The organism is Xenorhabdus kozodoii (assembly GCF_002632875.1).
GTDB lineage: Bacteria > Pseudomonadota > Gammaproteobacteria > Enterobacterales > Enterobacteriaceae > Xenorhabdus > Xenorhabdus kozodoii.
Window position 1 is genome coordinate 1 of sequence record NZ_NJCX01000034.1, and the last position, 16,094, is coordinate 16,094.

The window sequence follows — 16,094 nt, forward strand, 5'->3', positions numbered from 1 at the left end:
TCTGATCCGTTGGGAAAAACGGGTTGAAAATTATGAAGCCATGCTTCATTTGGCTTGTAGTTTCATTGTCTGGAATATAATCCTATTGGGATAGGCTCTTATTATCTAATTTTGTTCTTTTTTAATTCCTAATTATCAATCGAAAATACTCGTAACTGTTTGGTTTTTCAGGGTGTTGATAATGGTTCATATTAGGAATCACAACATTAACCTTTTGATTTTATTAAGAATAACAACGATTTTAAAATCCCTCGGCCTTAAGGCTGTGCGGGTTCAAGTCCCGCCCTGGCACCATATAAAAATTCACTGATAAAACAGTGGGTTAGCTTTAAAAAAAGCCACCTTTTTAGGTGGCTTTTTTTCATGACACAAATCACATTTCACTATTTCTTCACTATATTTTTTCACTATATTTCTTGACCCTCCATTTACTTTTTTTGCCCCCCAACAACCGGAACAATATTCACCTTTCGATCATATCGTGCCGTTTGGGTAATGTTTTTATGTCCAGTGATTTTTTGTTTTTCGGCCAGCGTTCCTTCCAGATCTAAAGTCCCTTTTGCTTTTAGATCATGAAAGGTGAAGTTAAAGTCCAATTCGGGAAAAGTCTCTTTCGCGCTATTTTTCGCTTTTTTCCAGCGGCTGTTAAATCCATCGCGGGTATATTTCGAACCAGTGCGCTGGTGGAGCACATAGATACTGCTAACACCTTTATCCAAGGGTAGCGTTTTACTCATCTTCACGACATCTTCTAAGCGCTTCGTCCAGGCTTTTATTTGGGCGACGCCCGTTTTTCCCTGTTTAATGAAAATGCCGTCTTCCCGTACCTGCGCGTAGGTCAGTGCCAGAACGTCAGCCTGTCGGGCACAACACAGATAGGCCAGTTCCATTGCAACTTGAACAATGGGTGGAGCAACGGAGTAGATGGCATGGTACTCATCATCGGTAATATACCGATCCCTGGCAACTTCTTTAAATTGCCGAACCCCTTTACACGGGTTACCGCGTACCAATCCTCTCTCATACCCCCAGCCATATACCCGGGACAAAAAGTTTTTCTCGCGATTAGGTTGTGTTTTGGCTTGCAAGCCTCGTTTGTCCATGTATTTGCGAATATGTTCCGGTTTGATATTGTCCGGTAACATGTTCCCAAATACGGGTAACAGCTTACCTGCATATTTTCGGTAATCTTTTTTGGTCTCGGTAGCCAGATCCGAAAAGTCAGGTGAGAGAAAAAAAGCATTAACCAGACCGTTTAGCGTCTCGTCATTTTTCTGATCAGCAATCAGTTTTTCATACGCCACCCAAACGTCGGCCTGCGTTGCCGAAAAATCGCATAGACGGACTGTTCGACTGTCATAGGTCTGGAACTCATAGGCGGAGCGTCCTCGCCGGACGCGCGGGGGCATCCAGTTATCCGCGGGATTGTTGCGTTTTCTACCCATTAGTCTAACGCTCCAAAATTAGGCTCTTGGGGGACAGGCGCATAATTTCGAACCCGTTGTGCTATTGGGTTATTAAAATGCGCCCATGTGGTTCGCGGTCGCCCATCCCGCCGAACGATGAAAAATATGCCTGCCTCTTTTAGCGTGGCACATTGTTTGGACGGGATTTGGTATCCCGTGAGTTCAGCGATATCGTCATCACTGATGATGTCGGTTTTTACACCCATATTGACCTCGAATACGTGTTAACCGTTCAGGTTGAATATCACTGTTAGGCAAACACCCGTGCGAAAAACCTGCTGACCTGATGGCACATATTATTCAGTCCAGTAGCCGCGAAGGGGATTTGGTGGCCGATTTCTTTATGGGTTCTGGGGCAACCCTGAAAGCGGCGTTAAAATTGAATCGTCGTGTGTTAGGCGTTGAGCTGGAAGAGGAACGGTTTAAGCAGACTGAGCAAGAGATTAATGGTCAGTTGTAAACTCTAAGTTGACAACTCAATAAGCAGGGCGATCAGTGTCGCCCTACTGATTTAATCAGGCTGAAGCTCATGACGAGCCGCTTCAGCAATAAAATGACTGCGATCCCGGTATCGTGTCGGATCTTGTTTTACTCTGGTATCGATGCGTCTTATCAGCGTATCAGGCAAAGCGACATTAATACGTTGTTGTTTGCCTTCAAATTCAGATAAATCGATATCAATTACAAACCAACTATCAAAATCGGCATATTCAGGGTTAGCGGCGTAAACCAGATGCCCGGCATCGTGGAGCTGATCCACAGTGAAATCACTGCTGTAAATCATTTCCTCAAGGGTGAGTAAAATGGCTTCCCTCACCATTTCAGGGATCTCTTTTTGAGTATCAGCAGCAGAAAAACAATCACAGTCATGAATAGAAAATGCCGGGACAACCATCCCGTATGCTGTATTTTCATCTTTAGGTGTTTCAACACCAACTGAGAAAAACATAGTTACCTCCAGAAGAGGACGGGGATTAGATCCCCGCCGATTTTTTAATGGATTTAACAGTACCTAGTGGTAAATCTTTTTTCGGATGCGGAACAGGAAAAGTTTTCCCTGTTATCGGAGACCACCACATTTGGTGGCTTGTTCCTTTATGCCGCTTCAATTCACATCCTGCTGCTGTTAGCTCCTTTATCAGGTCAGTTGATTTCATGTTTCCTCCTAACCTGAAAGCAATTATACACACATATACACACAAATCAACATTTATTAATCAATAGGGGCGAACCTATTTCACCCCACGGACGCCCATTGTTCAAATGGGGTGGAATATGAAGATGAAAGAAAATCCTGATATCTGGGCTGACATACTCAGCGGCCTGAAAAACTCGTGACCGCAAATATCCGGCTCTGCGCTGGCGATAGTGATTTGCTACGGTCGCCTGATTTACGACGGCATGGAACGGAAGAACCGCTGGGTCGAGCCGCTACTGTGCGGGGCATTATCCTGGGGCATATCCAGCGGGCTGGAGCTGTTCGGCATTCCTGCCAGTGTGTCACCGGCGCTGGGCGGTGCGGTTGGCTTTATTGGCGTCGAGAAACTGCGTGAATTCGCTATTCGTGCCATCAACAAACGGTTGGGGGATAAATAATGTCCAGAGGCATTCGCAACAATAATCCGGGCAATATTGATTACCACCCTGCCAATAAATGGCGAGGTCAGTTGCCCCATGATCCGAATACAGAACCGCGGTTTTGTCGGTTCGAGTCACCAGAGTATGGTATTCGTGCCCTGTTCAAATTGTTGAGGAACTACCAGCGCAAGCACCAACGGCATACGATTAGACAAATCATCAATCGCTATGCACCGCCCAATGAAAATAACACCGAAAGCTACATTCAGTTCGCGGCTAAACGCGTCGGTGCCTCTGCGGATGAGCGGATATCTACCCAGGATAAAAAAATCCTGTTTGCGTTGGCTGAGGGGATTATTCGGATGGAGAACAGTAATCAGCAGCCTTATTCTGAGGCAACGTTTGAAAAAGCGTTTGCGCTGCTATGAGCTGGAAATTACAGGTTTTCTCGCTCGTTGGTATTGCCCTGATAGGTTTCGTCTGTAATTACCTGATTGATCGCAATATTGCGTTACAACAAAAAAATACGTCACTGAATGAATCCCTATCAGAGCAAATTACCATTAACGCCAGCCAACAAGAGCAAATCCAACATCTTGCAGAACTGGACACCCAGCACACGCAGGAACTCGCCAATGCCAAGACTGAAATTGACACTCTTCGGGCTGATGTTGCCGCTGGTCGTCGCAAGTTGCGCATCCAAGCCAGCTGTCCCGCGTCTGAAACCGTTGCCTCCGGCGGCGTGGACGATGCAACCGCCGTCGAACTCTCTGGAGAAACTGGATCAACTGTTCTCGATATCCGAGAAGGTATCATCAACGACCGGGCAAAACTGAGATATTTGCAGGATTACGTTAATACTGAATGCAGAGGAAATAATGGAAAATCAACACCGTAAAATAACGGGCTATCGCGAATTGAATCAAGATGAAATTGATTGGATGAACAAGATTAAGGCGTTGGGTGAGGAAATAGCTCAGCTTTATGATCACCTTGTAAAACCCAATACTGATGTTGATATGCGCTGGTTGAACGAAGGGCGCACTGACCTACAGAAAGGGATTATGTGTTGGGTTCGTGCTGTGGCTCAACCAACGACATTCTGATCGCTACCCCAGCACCACTTGCTCTGGGGTGGAGGGTGAATGTTAGGATGCAGTGTGGGTGAGTTTTGATATATGTCTTATTATCTATTTTGACTGAAAGAGTATCCTCCTACACTCACATCCAAGATTCATCATCCTCGTCAAACCATTTCTTGTATTCCGCACTTCTTTGATAATAGCCTGATAACTGAGAAGACGTTGATGGTTGAGGTGTATATGGTGTTTGCACTCTTGGTGGTCTCGGAGCGTGAGAGCGTGGAATGTTCACTGGCACTGACGTGTAAACAGGGGATCGTGGAGACAAACTTCTTTGTCGTACATTCAAACCAGATGGACCGGGTTGAGGGCTTCTTGATGGAGAAGCAGTAGGGCTTTGGTAACTCTTTAAGCGCTCTCGGATATATTGATATTTTTTTTCCATCATTCTTTCTTTAAAACGATTAAGATAAGAAGGTTCCCCTGATGAAAAACTCGGCAGTATAACTGACTTATAGGTACTAAGTGTTATATTGTAGCCAGCATGGTTGGTAAGTTTAAATGCTGAGCCATAGTAGGCGTTGCTGCAGATTGAGATAGCCAGTCTTTTATCTTGTTCAAAACCCAATTGGTGGAGCTTGTACAGTAGAGAATTGATTTTGGCAATCGAATTGCAATTATTTAAACGTGCTCTTTGTCTTAGGTCACTGCGTACATCTTCATTTTCAAATGCAACAACTAGCGTTCTGCTCTGGTTGATTGGATCAATGTATTCATATAGCGCAGGGGTGCCAGTGGGATTGAGAGTGTTTTCTAATTCGTGAAAAAACTCATTTAATTGAGGATCAGGCATAATTACCTCCATACAAAATAAACTCTGAACCCATGACAACCTGATAACTCCATCCCTACCCAACAACAAGCGAATAATACTTAACAGTTAGTTACTCTCTGAAACTAAACAAGATATTCCCGTCCCCATTCCCTGAGTGGCTACCGGAATAACCCATGCTGCCACCCGTTCCTACCGTGTACCCAACGCACACGGGCGGGTGGCATTTTTTATTTTTAAGGAATTAAGACATGACAGAACTCACTTCATCCCAGCAAATGCGGTTGGAAATATTACGCCTCGTGATGAATGACACCGCGGCTGCACAAAAAGCCACTGAGTTTATCGGCGATAACACCTTGAAGTTTGAACTATTCAAAGATCAATACAAACTCGTGCAAACCGAGTCTGGTGTTGTGGCTAGAACGGATAAAGCCATCAGGAACGGGAAAGAAGCCCTAAGTTCGAATCTCCTGATGATTTGTGGGACGCTTGTTGCGAGTACTTTGAATGGGTAGAGCAGAACCCATTATGGGAAATGAAAGCATTTAGTTACCAAGGTGAAGTAACCCAAGAACCAGTAGCAAAAATGAGAGCTATGACGTTATCAGGGCTTTGTTTATTCCTAGATATCGCAGATAGCACATGGCAACTATACCGCGCTCGTGAAGATTTTATGGTGGTCACTATCTACCAGCAGACCTTTACCGTCTCAGTCATTAAACTGCAAGCGGTATTTCTGCGTTAAATAATGTGCCTGATTTCATCATGCCATAGACTAATCGTAAGAACTTACGCATCACTACATTTTCAGAGAGAACGCCAGACAAGCATTTTTGGATATAAGCTGCCTCAATACAAAAATATAAAACGCCTGCGGGTTAACAGTGTAGGTAGAGGATGCCGTGAATAAGAGTGAATAATGCCGGCACAAAGGCCACAGGTGTGGGCGGATATCAGTGGATTGGCAGGAAAAAGCAAGGTGTCTAGGGGCAGAATAAGTGAATGTACACAAAACATCAACCGTTCCTAACTTTTTGTCAATATGATATTGATTCTGATGTTTTGATGATCTAGCTTTGTGATCGAAATGTTAATTATATGTTTCGTTGGTGTTTTGGTTTGATTTAATTTAATTAATATAAATAGGAAAATATTATGCAAAACATTAAGAACAATCAAAGCGTTGAATCTGTTGATTCCAAAAAACAAACACAAAAATTTTCACTTAATGTTAAGAAAAAATCTAACCAGGAAGAACGTCGTGCTCTAGGCGCTCTGGTCAAATAATTCTTAAAGTATAATAAAGGCTGTTGTTGTTGGTGGCAGCCTTTTTATTTTGACATGAAAGTTGAGGAGAGGGTTCATGGGCTGTCCATACCTAAAGTATTTTTCTGCACTTCACGAACAACCAACGGCAATAAAAATAGTTACTAATGATGTAGATATCAATATTGAAACTGAAAATCCACTGCAGCTTAAAAATTTGCTGTTAGATATGGATGGAAATAATACGCTCAGTACTTTGTCTGAAAAATATCATTACGATGAAAAAGAAATTAACGATTTATTATCTCATCTAATTGATGCAAATGTGGTAAGGATGGAAAACTTACCGTCAAATAACACGGTCGACCCGCAGAGTCTTGCAAAAATGTGTCGAGAAATTTTCCCTAAATGGAAAAAAGAGGTATTTACTCTTGATTTTTGGTATGAACTCACTACTGGGAAATTATCCAGATCAGCTATCGCTGGGTGGCTGTTAGAAAACTTCTATTTTATTGAAGGGGCTACTCAACGTCTTTCAATAGTCACTGCGGCTGCTAACGAAAATAAACAAATTCGGGATCTTTTTTCTCAGCATTTTATTGAAGAATATAACCACCATATGTTTTTTATGAAAGCACTCAAGCGATTAGGTTTTACCAAAAAACAAATTTTAAATCACCAGCCACTACCGAGCACAATCGCCATTATTAATCATATGCGTGAATGTGGTCGCAGAGATGTTATTTCTTATGCCACATGTTCAGCATTTCTTGAATCTACAGGTGGAGATCGTAAGGAGGGTATGGTGTTTTATAACTCGCTTATCCAATACTACGATAAAGAAAATAAAGGGATAATCCAGCCCTTAATTGAACATGCCTATTTGGATGAAGAATATGGGCATAATGATTTTTTGGAAAAAGTTTGTGCTTGTATCTCAACATTGGAAAAAGAGCGAGCGAATGAGGCTATCAAGTCAGCAGAAATATTGGTCGAAACGTTAAAATTGTGGACGCATGATATTCAATCCCACTATAGAAACATATCTTTCAATGAGATCATTAACCCTTCTCGTTATCGTTAAGTCAGGAGTTATTATGACAAATCAAATGGGCAGAATATTAACTCCAGATTCATTACCTAAATGCCTTCCTCAAGTTATTTTAATGGCAAAAGGTCACGAAGCTATTTTTAGCGTACCCGGTAATGATTATACCTTCTCTGGCAAAAGTGCGGAAATGATCCAAGGAATTTTCAGCTTTCTTAATGGTACTAATACAGTTGATATAATTTCACAGAAAACCTGCTTTGCATCAGAAGAAATTATCAGCTTACTGGATTATCTGTGTGGTGAATCTGTGCTAATTGATATAAATAATGAGAATAAAAGATCGCTTACTGGTTATCAATTAGTTGAGTTAGTAAAACAAGAAGTGGTTTTTTGGCGGCAGCATATTAATAATCAAATATTTTGGGAGAAAGTGCACAATGGTACTTGCTCTGAAAGGCAAATTTTAGGTTGGGGTATTGAGTTTTATCACTATGTAGATGCTGCCAACGAATATATGGCTGCTGGCGTTGCATATTGCCGCGAATCGATTGATGTTCGCCAGAAAATAGCCGCTCATTATGCTGAAGAAGCATATCATGGGGAAATTTTCCTACAGGGGCTAATGAAGGATGGTTTACCCGTGTCACTGGTGAAAAAAGCCCTTCCGCTACCCAGTACTCGGGCGTTGATCAATTATCTTAATGAAGTGGCAATGGAAAGCTCTTTAGTGTACACCGCCGTATTTTCATTAATGCAATCTGATGGCAAGAGTTTTAGCAAAACGGGTTTGAATGAATACTATTCTCGGCTGATTGAATTATATCCTTTTGCCCAGGGCATGTTTGGCTCTTTTCTTAAACATGCTTTGATTGATGCCCGATTAGATCATCAAGTTTCTCTTTTTGAAAACCTTTATGCAAATGATGAGATTATTTCTCATCGTGAGGTAAAGCGTACATTTGTCACTATTCGCCAACTCGTTAATTATTTCATTCTCTATTACGAGTACCTATTCGAATATTATGGGAGAGAAGATTCTCAATTACCGAGACGTGCACCACAAGTCATTGACTTCCTGTTTTCTGAGAACAAGGAGTAATTAATCATGCAAGATTGGGAACTGCGTGCAAAACGTGCCATTGCGGGTGGAACAACTCATGATAGTTGGGCTTGTGCACATCCCGTCGTATTTAAACATGCGAATGGTGCTTATAAGTGGGATACCAGCGGTCGACAATACACAGATTTTTGGATGGGACATGGCGCGTTAATTCTGGGCCATAATCATCCTGCTGTGATTCAGGCAATAGCTACTCAGTTAAATAGTGGCACTCATCTTTCCGGTAATCACACCTTGTTGGTGGAATGGGCTGAAAAAATAATTCAAATGGTGCCCAGTGCTGAACTAATCAGGTTCTGTTCATCTGGTACCGAAGCTACGTTACTGGCATTGCGTTTGGCTCGAGCTTATACCGGCAAACCTTATATCATGCGAATTGATGGACATTTCCATGGTTGGCATGATGAAGCACTTTCAGGTGTTGTAGATGGGTGGCCAACTGGCTCGCACCCAGATTCTGCCAGTTACCTTCAATTAGTACCACCGTTCGATCTGGAAGCCGTAGAAGCCTCTTTAGTGGAAGGAAAAACGGCGGCAGTTATCTTAGAACCAGGGGGAGGTAGCAGTGGGACCCTTCCATATAATAAACAGTATTTGCAGGAGTTACGAAATATTACTCAGCGTTACGATACCCTGCTCATTTTTGATGAGGTGATGAGTGGATTTCGTTATGCACCGGGTGGCGTACAACAGTTAGCCTCCATTATGCCAGATGTAACCACATTATCTAAAGTGCTATGCGGTGGATTACCCGGTGGTGCGATAGCGGGTTCTCAGATGATTATGTCCTGTTTTGAAGCTGGGCATAATACTAAAGTGCTCCATACGGGGACGTTCAACGGTAACCCATTATCCGCCAGTGCTGGCTTGACCACGTTGGCACTTGTGGCTGATGGCACTGTACAAGAGACACTGAATAAAAACACAATGATGTTTGTGAATGCGGTCAATGAAAAGGCTAAGCAGGTTGGTATTGATGTGCAACTGTTTCATCAATCATCGATCTTTCACATATTGATTGGTGCGCAAAAAGAAGGGGTAGATATTTTTCCTTCTGAAGAGGCGTTTTGGATAACGCAAAAAAATGCGGCTGTTTACAACGAACTAAAAATACTCCTTACCCAGCATGGCATTGATATGCACAAGTCTCATGGTTGGCTCAGTACTTGCCACACGTATGACACTCTTGAAGATGCGGTGGATAAATTCCATATGGCGTTTGTTAAGTTATTAAACCAAAACAGGGCAATGGGCTTAGCGGATTGAGTGGGAGGGAGCATGATAGATATTGTCAATTTTATTAACGGCAGGCATGTCAAAGCAACGGGTGGGGATAGATTATTTTCAATCAATCCGTCGACGGAAGAACGCATTGCCCAATTTAACGTGTCTTCATCTACTGATGTTGATTCCGCCGTGTATGCCGCCAGAGTAGCCTATGAGCAGGGGCCATGGCCACGACTGACGGTAGAAGAGAGGGCATCGTACCTGCATATGATTGCGGATGCGTTAGAAGATAACTTGTCTCTATTTGCTCAGTATGAATGTGAAGATACGGGTTTCTTATCGAAAATGTGTTTACATGGTCATCTTCCGCGTGCAGTAGAACACTTTCGTTTTTTTGCAGAAGAGGGCAAGCGCTTCTTTGGCAGAGCTATTCCAATAGGGGATTCCTACATTAATTTTACTCATAACATTCCTGTAGGCGTCGTTGCTATCATGACACCATGGAATGGCCCATTATCTGTTTCTTCAATTAACTTAGCTGCTGCGTTGATCGCGGGTAACACAGTGGTTTTGAAACCCTCAGAATTGGCACCAATCACTGTTTCTTTACTTGGACAAATAGTTGCAGAAATCGGTCTACCTGAAGGCGTAGTCAATATCGTACACGGGGCAGGCCAACCGACAGGAGAGGCACTTATTCGACATACTGATATTGATTTATTCTGTTTTGTTGGAGGCACTCAAGTTGGAAAAGATGTCTTAAGATATTCGTCGGGTACATTGCGGCGTTCGTTGCTGGAATTAGGAGGAAAATCTCCTACGGTGGTGTTGGCAGACGCAGATATTGATGCGGCGTTAGATGGTGCATTAGTCTCTGCTTTTAGCAGCAATGGGCAGGTGTGTACTGCGGGATCTCGCATTATCGTCGACAAAACCATCGCCAAAACTTTTAGCTGTCAGTTTATTGAGCGAACTCAGAATATTCGTGTAGGTGACCCATTTGATGAAACCAGCGAAATTGGACCAATGATTAGTGCCAACCACCGAGAAAACATACTGAAAGCCATAGCTCAGGCACAGCAAGAAGGGGCCAGTTTGTGTACTGGTGGGAGCGTTCCTATGGATTGTTATCGGGGATTTTACATTGAGCCTGCTGTTTTAACTGGGGTGCATCCTCAAAGTCCATTGGCTACACAAGAAATCTTTGGGCCAGTCGTCGCAATTTTTATCGCTGAAAACGAAGAGCATGCTCTCTCTTTAGCTAATGATTCCCAGTTTGGCCTTGCGGGAACGGTATGGAGTGCGAGCGATTCAAAAGCATTGTCTTTTGCCCGCAAAATGCAGGCGGGTAATATCGGCGTAAACACACCGTATATCAGGGATATTCGTTGTCCATTTGGTGGTTTTAAACAAAGTGGTATTGGTACTGTAGGCGGGTATTGGAGCTTAGAACAATATACCCAAACACAAACTCTATGTTTGCCCCTTAATAGTTATACACTGCCCAGATATGGTGCTCTGAAATGACATACGACAGCCAGGTCTTAGTGGTTATATAAAACAGAAACCGTGTAGCGGAGGGACATTTTGGAAAGGGCCATATGGAAACATAAGCAGTTTCGGATGCTATTCTCCGGGGCGCTGTTTTGCCATTTAGGGGGAAAAGTTTATGAGCTGGCATTACCGTTATTAATCTACGATATCACCCGTTCATCGGAAATTATGGGCTGGGTGCGTGCTGCCGAGTTTCTACCTTATATTCTTCTAGCCGCAGTGATCGGAGCTTTGATTGATCGCGTGGATCGCAGAGTTTGGTCTCAGTGGATGATTGCAGGACAGGTTGTGTGTTTGCTGGCTGGCTGGTTAGCTATCGAATTGAGTTCAAACCCCTTGTGGGTGTTATTCCCTTGTGCTTTCTTTATGATGGCTTTTAACTTTGGCTACCTTAACGCCAGAATGGGAATGTTGAAACATGTATTACCCGAAAAGTTGCAAGGTGCAGCTATTTCCAGTATGGGTTCACTGAATAGCCTGTTCCAGGCACTTGGCCCTTTGCTGTCGGGTGTGATTATTTTATTTTCATCCCCCCATATTACCTTTCTATGGATAGCATTATTTTTGTTTATTGCCTGGTGTTATTTATTCAAAATGCCATACGAAAAAGAGGTATTCAGAGCTACCGAAAATATAAGCATGTCTATCATTAAAGGTTGGCAGATATTACAAGCTAATGTTCCGTTATATCATATGGCGCTGGCTATTATGGTGTTAAATACGTGCTCAATGGTGTTTTCTTTGCAAGCGATCTATTATGCCAAAACTTCTCTAGCCATGAACGCTGTTAATATTAGCTACATGGTGTCTGCGGGCGGAGTAGGCGCAATACTAGGCTCGTTATTGACCGTACGCCTACGAAACCGATTTGGTTTAGGGGTAGTGTTGATTGTAACTATGACTATTCAGGCATTTGGTTATCTTTTGATTCTACTTTTTAACCATCCTGTAATGTTAATTACAGCCTTTTTCTGGGTGAATTTCTTCGAAATAATCACAGCTCTTCTAGTTTACACTTACCGCCAAGAAAGTATTAAAGGGGAGAATCTGGGAAGAGTCATGGGGATTACTGGCACAATATTTAAATTAGGCCTACCTTTTGGCTTGGTTATTTCGGGGTATGTGATTTCGTGGGGAGGGATAGATCTGCTGTTTATCGCTTGTGCAGTGATTCAGATTAGTACAGGGCTTGCGTGTTACCTGAGTCCAATGGTGAGCGTGAAATAGTCTACGGCAACACAGGCCTATTGGCGAATACCTTAATCGCCTGTGCCAATATGACGCTTTTTCATATAATTAGCTAATTTTACGTTGCCACTCTGTGTACTGTTTTCTAACGCCGTATAAACACCACGTTGGTCATCTTGACTTCTATGCTGGCCGAGCTTTTCTTTAGCCTGAATTTCGTCAAGCCAGATTTTGAACCCAACTATCGCCTGCATTTTCTGATCGAGGTAAGAGTCTGGCATCAGTTCTTTGTTTTCTATCAGGTTCGGTTCAAAGGTATTGACTAGGGTTTCCATGATAAATTTTGTCTCTTCGTTTCCCAGGATTTCTGCTATTCCATAGCAATGTACTGCTGAATAATTCCAAGTGGGAACAGCATGTTGTGCTTTATACCACGTTGGTGAAATATAAGCATGTGGCCCAGTAAAGATCACTAATACTCGCTGGCCATCAAATTCTTTCCAGTGCTGATTAGCTTTGGCTACATGCCCATATAACACTCCCATCTTTCCTTCTTCGGGGACAAAAACAAAAGGAAGATGGGTGCCTATTAGTGCAGGAGAGATCAATAATCCAAAGCTGTTGTTGATAATAAAGGTCGATACGCTGTTTTGACCGGTCATTTCCATTTTCTTTGGTATATACATTGCCATTGCTCCAATTACGTAGTTATAGCGGTATAGTCATGACCCGACATTCCGCACCGCATTCGTAATTTATTGATTTAATTAAAATTTAACAATAGAATAAAATTTATTTAAAATCAGTATATTACAGATATAGCTGCGGAATGACGGATGACGGCACTTTGTTATGTCTGCTTAGATTATGAACCGACATGGCGTTATTTTCATCAAAAAAATAATGACGTATTTCCTCACAGCCTGTCATCAAACAAAAAGTTGACCTCGCTCAACCTAATCGATAAGGTATTTAACTGTTACCCATGATCCATTGCCTGCAAGGATCAGCGTTAAGCGGCGAAGTCAAAACTCCCGTAGCCTGCAAGGGAGTGCATACAATGCGGTACATCTGCACACTTTTGGAAGCAGATATCGTCAGACCAATAACCCGGTCATGCTCCCAATAGTTAGATTATCCTTGCAAGATAGTATTCATGCTCAATGAACGTTCCGATGATTTTGTCATGCAGGATTTCTGATTTAGAGTAGCAGATCGTTTTCCGATTCAGCCTTTTTATTCGAGTACGCAGGGTCAGATTCATTCTTTCGATGCGTTGGGTAAATTTCTTTCCTCTGAGGTGAGTTCTCTCAGGAAGGCAATCATAAACAGCATAATTATCAGTACAATAATACTGGATTTCAAACGATGCCAGAAGCGCCAACAGTTTTTCCAGCGTTTTTTTACTGCGATCGCCAAATACATGTGCGATGATTTGCTTCTGGTTTGGTTCCCACGCATACCCGAGCCAGCGTTGATTCTTCTTGTTGCCGACAAATGACCACTGCTCATCAATTTCACAGATAATGTGAATCTCACTTCCTGCCAGAGGCCGTGTTGTTACTTGTCTGGGTTCAAGTTTTTTAACGTGCGAAGCACGGTATTGATCCCGACGTTCAAAACACGTGCAGTGTCTCTGATCCCGCCGTTATTTATCGCCATATCAGTGATTTGTTCTTTCACTCCGGGTTTGCAGGCTTGATAGGTGTAATTCAGTTGGAAGGTTTTACGGCAGGCATAACAGTGATAACGCGGGTGCCCACTGCTTCCTTTTCCATGCCCTTTGACCTCCTCTGCTTTGTGACAATAACGACAAACCACATCAACTTTAGCCATATCTCACCAGTAATAAAAAATGGAAAGTTTACTACAATAATCTAACTATTGGGAGCATGACCCCCTGTCGCTATGGAACTACTCGGCCTTTGACGGCTGGCGTTAGTGATCCGTTTTCGATAAGGCCTGCCAGTCATCGTTGAACGACTGGCTTTCATCACTCGGTATAACTGGATAACGGGAAATGGGTCAGTATGTTCTTTAATGAATCTTTACAGTGTTCAGGGAACCATTATCTATGTGTTGGTATGAGTTAAGATTGTGATTGTATGGCATGTCACGAGGTTTAATTCATCCCGCCTTTAGATAAGCGGAATATCTGTGACACGTTAAGATTACAAATGTTAGGCGCCTTCCCACCAAAATTGCCTGGCGCTTTCAGTGGCAGCCCTTAGCTCCATATTATTAAGAAATTCAGCTCTATTCATATTGAAATTGAGCCAGTTATGATCTGTATATAAATAAAATGCATTAGTACGAGAAAATAAACAACGTAAATCAGTTAGACCGTTCTGATTAAATAGAAGGCCAAGACGAGGATATCCAGTTAGTGGAACACCTGTAGGAAGGAAAAATAACTCAGGAGTGATAAATACCCAACGCCTTCCTTGATTACGTTCAGATGTGATAAAATACGTCGCTGTATTCCTCGTATATATGTTGTTATTACGCATAAAAACCTCGCAATCATCATAGTTAACTATGAATAAAGGTAGTGTAGGTTGATAAAAAGGGCTAACCATGTTTCTTTTGCATAATAAGTTGTTTATTCCCCGGGCCAATCTGTAAGGTCAAACAAGGATTTCACCCTCCTTTAAGCGCGAGTACGGGCGGTTAGACGATCTCTTGCTGGTTCATTTAACTGTTTCCTCCAGCCGCGTGGACGATGCAACCACCGTCGAACTCTCTGGAAATGCCGCGACGCGAAAAGAACAGCCTGATATCGCGGGTGGCCAAATATCATGGGAAGCAGATTAACAACAGCAGACACTTATTTTATACTTTTGTATTTCCCTTGAGAAAGTGCGATATTGTGGAAGCCCAAGCGTTATTTATTATATATTTTGGGAGAGTCTAGCCATGATATACAGAACAAAATCTTTTAGTATTAATAATTATAATGATTTCCCATCAAAACCGTTGCGGAAGATTAAATCCACGTTGGATATAAGATCCATTGATGCTGAACTCCGGGATCTTAGAGATATCAAACGATTTATATCTGTTAAGAAAGGGGACTGTAAAGAAGTATCCAGTGCAATAAGCGTAATATTGAACAGGCTGGAGGAAGCGCGTTTAGATTATGATTTTTTAAAGGATAATTGGAAAAATGAAAAAAAACCCAAAGATGTTGAAAAGGCTTCTTGTTGGCAGAGTCCAAAGTTAGGTAACATATTAAAAAGTTATGGAATGACATTAGGACATGGTAAAGAAACTTTAACTAAAGAAGAAATAAACAGAAAAGAAGAAATAATAAATAATTTTCATAGATACCAAAATGCAAAGATGAGATTCATATCAATAAAACTGTCAATTAATCCTGCCAGTAATGAAGATAAATTTTTTATTGCTTACTACTTCTCTAATCCCATAGGAATATTACAATTCTCTACGAAAAATAACACGCCTACCGTTGTTAATTTTGCCATGCATTACTTGGTTCGAAATTGTGGATATTTATTAATGGAATGTGCCGTAAATGAATCGCTGGATTTAGGAAAGGAGGGGAAAATACAACTTGATGCATTACCCAGAGCCGAAGAGGCTTATTTTAATATGGGGTTTTTAAAAAGTCCGGGTGATGTGATGATATTGGAGCCGGCTATCAGTGATAAATGGTGTATGATAGAAGGCTGTTATAAGTATATGTTATATCAATAATAAATTAAGG

The 16,094-nt window shown here is 42.1% G+C and carries 20 protein-coding genes and 4 pseudogenes; 16 read left to right on the forward strand and 8 right to left on the reverse strand.

Translation table 11 applies throughout. From position 1 onward, the window contains the following. Positions 1 to 94, forward strand: a pseudogene (locus Xkoz_RS17245) (IS5/IS1182 family transposase); the annotation flags it as partial. Between the two features lie 334 nt (positions 95 to 428). Here Xkoz_RS17245 and Xkoz_RS17250 read toward each other — a convergent pair. Both Xkoz_RS17250 and Xkoz_RS17255 read right to left on the reverse strand, forming a co-directional pair. Next, positions 429 to 1,445 carry a tyrosine-type recombinase/integrase gene (locus Xkoz_RS17250; RefSeq protein WP_099143225.1) on the reverse strand — a complete coding sequence of 339 codons (1,017 nt, stop codon included), beginning with the start codon at positions 1,443 to 1,445 and terminating at the stop codon, positions 429 to 431. Continuing rightward, on the reverse strand, positions 1,445 to 1,672 hold the full coding sequence (locus tag Xkoz_RS17255) for a DUF4224 domain-containing protein (protein ID WP_099143226.1): 228 nt from the start codon (positions 1,670 to 1,672) through the stop codon (positions 1,445 to 1,447). Before Xkoz_RS17255 ends, Xkoz_RS17250 begins: the two co-directional genes overlap by 1 nt. A gap of 47 nt (positions 1,673 to 1,719) precedes the next feature. Here Xkoz_RS17255 and Xkoz_RS17260 point away from each other — a divergent pair. Continuing rightward, positions 1,720 to 1,926: pseudogene (locus Xkoz_RS17260) on the forward strand (DNA methyltransferase); the annotation flags it as partial. Positions 1,927 to 1,977: 51 nt separating this feature from the next. Here the strand turns inward: Xkoz_RS17260 and Xkoz_RS17265 are convergent. Together Xkoz_RS17265 and Xkoz_RS17270 are read right to left on the reverse strand one after the other, a co-directional pair. Then, a complete protein-coding gene (locus tag Xkoz_RS17265) occupies positions 1,978 to 2,415 on the reverse strand; it encodes a type II toxin-antitoxin system HicB family antitoxin (RefSeq protein ID WP_099143227.1) in 438 nt (145 codons plus the stop codon). 25 nt (positions 2,416 to 2,440) lie between these two features. Continuing rightward, the gene (locus tag Xkoz_RS17270) at positions 2,441 to 2,623 is read right to left on the reverse strand and encodes a type II toxin-antitoxin system HicA family toxin (RefSeq protein ID WP_099143228.1); all 183 of its coding nucleotides are present in this window, start codon (positions 2,621 to 2,623) and stop codon (positions 2,441 to 2,443) included. A gap of 118 nt (positions 2,624 to 2,741) precedes the next feature. On the opposite strand from Xkoz_RS17270, the pseudogene Xkoz_RS17275 reads away from it, so the two are divergent. The 4 genes and pseudogenes from Xkoz_RS17275 (at position 2,742) to Xkoz_RS17290 (ending at position 4,150) form a co-directional block, all read left to right on the forward strand. Then, positions 2,742 to 3,062, forward strand: a pseudogene (locus tag Xkoz_RS17275) (phage holin, lambda family). Further along, positions 3,062 to 3,472: a structural protein gene (locus Xkoz_RS17280; RefSeq protein ID WP_099143229.1), complete on the forward strand. Its 411-nt coding sequence runs from the start codon at positions 3,062 to 3,064 to the stop codon at positions 3,470 to 3,472. Before Xkoz_RS17275 ends, Xkoz_RS17280 begins: the two are co-directional and overlap by 1 nt. Further along, a complete protein-coding gene (locus Xkoz_RS17285) occupies positions 3,469 to 3,942 on the forward strand; it encodes a lysis protein (protein WP_099143230.1) in 474 nt (157 codons plus the stop codon). Before Xkoz_RS17280 ends, Xkoz_RS17285 begins: the two co-directional genes overlap by 4 nt. Beyond that, complete coding sequence (locus Xkoz_RS17290) at positions 3,923 to 4,150, forward strand: Acb2/Tad1 domain-containing protein (protein WP_099143231.1); 228 nt, start codon at positions 3,923 to 3,925, stop codon at positions 4,148 to 4,150. The genes Xkoz_RS17285 and Xkoz_RS17290 overlap by 20 nt, the downstream gene beginning before the upstream one ends. Positions 4,151 to 4,265: 115 nt before the next feature. Here the strand turns inward: Xkoz_RS17290 and Xkoz_RS20280 are convergent, their stop codons facing one another. Next, positions 4,266 to 4,979: a hypothetical protein gene (locus Xkoz_RS20280; RefSeq protein WP_141554437.1), complete on the reverse strand. Its 714-nt coding sequence runs from the start codon at positions 4,977 to 4,979 to the stop codon at positions 4,266 to 4,268. 230 nt (positions 4,980 to 5,209) lie between these two features. Between Xkoz_RS20280 and Xkoz_RS17295 the strand changes: the two genes are divergently transcribed. The 8 genes and pseudogenes from Xkoz_RS17295 to Xkoz_RS17325 all read left to right on the forward strand — a co-directional run bounded on the left by Xkoz_RS17295 (position 5,210) and on the right by Xkoz_RS17325 (position 12,406). Further along, positions 5,210 to 5,476 carry a DUF2560 family protein gene (locus Xkoz_RS17295; protein ID WP_099143232.1) on the forward strand — a complete coding sequence of 89 codons (267 nt, stop codon included), beginning with the start codon at positions 5,210 to 5,212 and terminating at the stop codon, positions 5,474 to 5,476. Next, positions 5,410 to 5,667, forward strand: a pseudogene (locus Xkoz_RS17300) (terminase small subunit); the annotation flags it as partial. The gene Xkoz_RS17295 and the pseudogene Xkoz_RS17300, both read left to right, overlap by 67 nt. 449 nt (positions 5,668 to 6,116) lie before the next feature. After that, entirely contained in the window at positions 6,117 to 6,248 is a 132-nt protein-coding gene (locus Xkoz_RS24460) for a hypothetical protein (RefSeq protein ID WP_279627416.1), read from the forward strand. Between the two features lie 76 nt (positions 6,249 to 6,324). Beyond that, on the forward strand, positions 6,325 to 7,311 hold the full coding sequence (locus tag Xkoz_RS17305; RefSeq protein WP_099143234.1) for a thiaminase II/PqqC family protein: 987 nt from the start codon (positions 6,325 to 6,327) through the stop codon (positions 7,309 to 7,311). A gap of 13 nt (positions 7,312 to 7,324) precedes the next feature. Beyond that, positions 7,325 to 8,377, forward strand: coding sequence for a thiaminase II/PqqC family protein (locus Xkoz_RS17310; RefSeq protein ID WP_167386615.1), 1,053 nt, complete (start codon positions 7,325 to 7,327; stop codon positions 8,375 to 8,377). A gap of 6 nt (positions 8,378 to 8,383) precedes the next feature. Next, positions 8,384 to 9,664: an aspartate aminotransferase family protein gene (locus tag Xkoz_RS17315; protein ID WP_099143236.1), complete on the forward strand. Its 1,281-nt coding sequence runs from the start codon at positions 8,384 to 8,386 to the stop codon at positions 9,662 to 9,664. A gap of 12 nt (positions 9,665 to 9,676) precedes the next feature. Then, positions 9,677 to 11,152, forward strand: coding sequence for an aldehyde dehydrogenase family protein (locus tag Xkoz_RS17320; protein WP_099143237.1), 1,476 nt, complete (start codon positions 9,677 to 9,679; stop codon positions 11,150 to 11,152). Between the two features lie 60 nt (positions 11,153 to 11,212). Next, on the forward strand, positions 11,213 to 12,406 hold the full coding sequence (locus tag Xkoz_RS17325) for an MFS transporter (protein ID WP_279627417.1): 1,194 nt from the start codon (positions 11,213 to 11,215) through the stop codon (positions 12,404 to 12,406). Between the two features lie 32 nt (positions 12,407 to 12,438). Here Xkoz_RS17325 and Xkoz_RS17330 read toward each other — a convergent pair whose 3' ends face one another. From Xkoz_RS17330 to Xkoz_RS17340, 3 genes are all read right to left on the reverse strand, one after another. Further along, positions 12,439 to 13,053 carry an FMN-binding negative transcriptional regulator gene (locus Xkoz_RS17330; RefSeq protein WP_099143239.1) on the reverse strand — a complete coding sequence of 205 codons (615 nt, stop codon included), beginning with the start codon at positions 13,051 to 13,053 and terminating at the stop codon, positions 12,439 to 12,441. A gap of 443 nt (positions 13,054 to 13,496) precedes the next feature. Beyond that, positions 13,497 to 14,203 (reverse strand): IS1 family transposase gene (locus Xkoz_RS17335; RefSeq protein ID WP_208615296.1). Its coding sequence is split into 2 segments (ribosomal slippage): positions 13,497 to 13,954 and positions 13,954 to 14,203, totalling 708 coding nucleotides; the frame shifts between segments, so codons are not numbered across the junction. Between the two features lie 344 nt (positions 14,204 to 14,547). Next, positions 14,548 to 14,877 carry a hypothetical protein gene (locus tag Xkoz_RS17340; protein WP_141554438.1) on the reverse strand — a complete coding sequence of 110 codons (330 nt, stop codon included), beginning with the start codon at positions 14,875 to 14,877 and terminating at the stop codon, positions 14,548 to 14,550. 172 nt (positions 14,878 to 15,049) lie between these two features. Between Xkoz_RS17340 and Xkoz_RS24465 the strand changes: the two genes are divergently transcribed. Together Xkoz_RS24465 and Xkoz_RS17345 are read left to right on the forward strand one after the other, a co-directional pair. Further along, positions 15,050 to 15,181: a hypothetical protein gene (locus Xkoz_RS24465; protein ID WP_279627418.1), complete on the forward strand. Its 132-nt coding sequence runs from the start codon at positions 15,050 to 15,052 to the stop codon at positions 15,179 to 15,181. Positions 15,182 to 15,283: 102 nt separating this feature from the next. Next, a complete protein-coding gene (locus Xkoz_RS17345) occupies positions 15,284 to 16,084 on the forward strand; it encodes a hypothetical protein (RefSeq protein ID WP_099143241.1) in 801 nt (266 codons plus the stop codon). Positions 16,085 to 16,094 lie beyond the last annotated feature (10 nt).

Bases quoted from the DNA above. Each gene is read 5' to 3' on its own strand.
- Xkoz_RS17330 (WP_099143239.1), bottom strand. From the start codon at position 13,053: ATGTATATACCAAAGAAAATGGAAATGACCGGTCAAAACAGCGTATCG.
- Xkoz_RS17295 (WP_099143232.1), top strand. From the start codon at position 5,210: ATGACAGAACTCACTTCATCCCAGCAAATGCGGTTGGAAATATTACGC.
- Xkoz_RS17280 (WP_099143229.1), top strand. From the start codon at position 3,062: ATGTCCAGAGGCATTCGCAACAATAATCCGGGCAATATTGATTACCAC.
- Xkoz_RS17310 (WP_167386615.1), top strand. From the start codon at position 7,325: ATGACAAATCAAATGGGCAGAATATTAACTCCAGATTCATTACCTAAA.
- Xkoz_RS17250 (WP_099143225.1), bottom strand. From the start codon at position 1,445: ATGGGTAGAAAACGCAACAATCCCGCGGATAACTGGATGCCCCCGCGC.
- Xkoz_RS17345 (WP_099143241.1), top strand. From the start codon at position 15,284: ATGATATACAGAACAAAATCTTTTAGTATTAATAATTATAATGATTTC.
- Xkoz_RS17340 (WP_141554438.1), bottom strand. From the start codon at position 14,877: ATGCGTAATAACAACATATATACGAGGAATACAGCGACGTATTTTATC.
- Xkoz_RS20280 (WP_141554437.1), bottom strand. From the start codon at position 4,979: ATGCCTGATCCTCAATTAAATGAGTTTTTTCACGAATTAGAAAACACT.
- Xkoz_RS17270 (WP_099143228.1), bottom strand. From the start codon at position 2,623: ATGAAATCAACTGACCTGATAAAGGAGCTAACAGCAGCAGGATGTGAA.
- Xkoz_RS17315 (WP_099143236.1), top strand. From the start codon at position 8,384: ATGCAAGATTGGGAACTGCGTGCAAAACGTGCCATTGCGGGTGGAACA.
- Xkoz_RS17320 (WP_099143237.1), top strand. From the start codon at position 9,677: ATGATAGATATTGTCAATTTTATTAACGGCAGGCATGTCAAAGCAACG.
- Xkoz_RS17285 (WP_099143230.1), top strand. From the start codon at position 3,469: ATGAGCTGGAAATTACAGGTTTTCTCGCTCGTTGGTATTGCCCTGATA.
- Xkoz_RS17255 (WP_099143226.1), bottom strand. From the start codon at position 1,672: ATGGGTGTAAAAACCGACATCATCAGTGATGACGATATCGCTGAACTC.
- Xkoz_RS17290 (WP_099143231.1), top strand. From the start codon at position 3,923: ATGGAAAATCAACACCGTAAAATAACGGGCTATCGCGAATTGAATCAA.
- Xkoz_RS17265 (WP_099143227.1), bottom strand. From the start codon at position 2,415: ATGTTTTTCTCAGTTGGTGTTGAAACACCTAAAGATGAAAATACAGCA.
- Xkoz_RS17305 (WP_099143234.1), top strand. From the start codon at position 6,325: ATGGGCTGTCCATACCTAAAGTATTTTTCTGCACTTCACGAACAACCA.
- Xkoz_RS24460 (WP_279627416.1), top strand. From the start codon at position 6,117: ATGCAAAACATTAAGAACAATCAAAGCGTTGAATCTGTTGATTCCAAA.